Origin of the sequence: Pseudomonas sp. HY2-MNA-CIBAN-0224, from assembly GCF_040310285.1 — a bacterium.
Taxonomy (GTDB): domain Bacteria; phylum Pseudomonadota; class Gammaproteobacteria; order Pseudomonadales; family Pseudomonadaceae; genus Aquipseudomonas; species Aquipseudomonas helleri.
Genome location: NZ_JBEOPQ010000943.1, coordinates 1 through 232, shown reverse-complemented (window position 1 = coordinate 232; position 232 = coordinate 1). Strand labels below are relative to the sequence as shown.

Genomic DNA, 232 nt, shown 5'->3' with positions numbered 1-232 from the left:
GTCAATGTTTCATCGACTCGCACCGGGCGTAATATACGGATACTATTTTTTAAGTGGATCATTCCAAGTAACGGAAATGTAACTGCTTTATGGGTAAAGATCATCGCATGTAAACGAAATGCCCAGACATACAAATACGTTGGCGGCAACAGCACTCCATCGTATTCAAAACCACACACGGCAGCATATTGGCGAGTTTTATCTTGAGACAACACCACATTCTGTGCTTGCA

At 42.7% G+C, this 232-nt stretch carries 1 protein-coding gene; it reads right to left on the bottom strand.

Annotation, left to right across the window (positions count from 1 at the left end):
• A partial coding sequence (locus AAEZ03_RS29035; protein ID WP_350583470.1) for an FAS1-like dehydratase domain-containing protein occupies window positions 1–232 on the bottom strand: 232 nt, incomplete at both ends.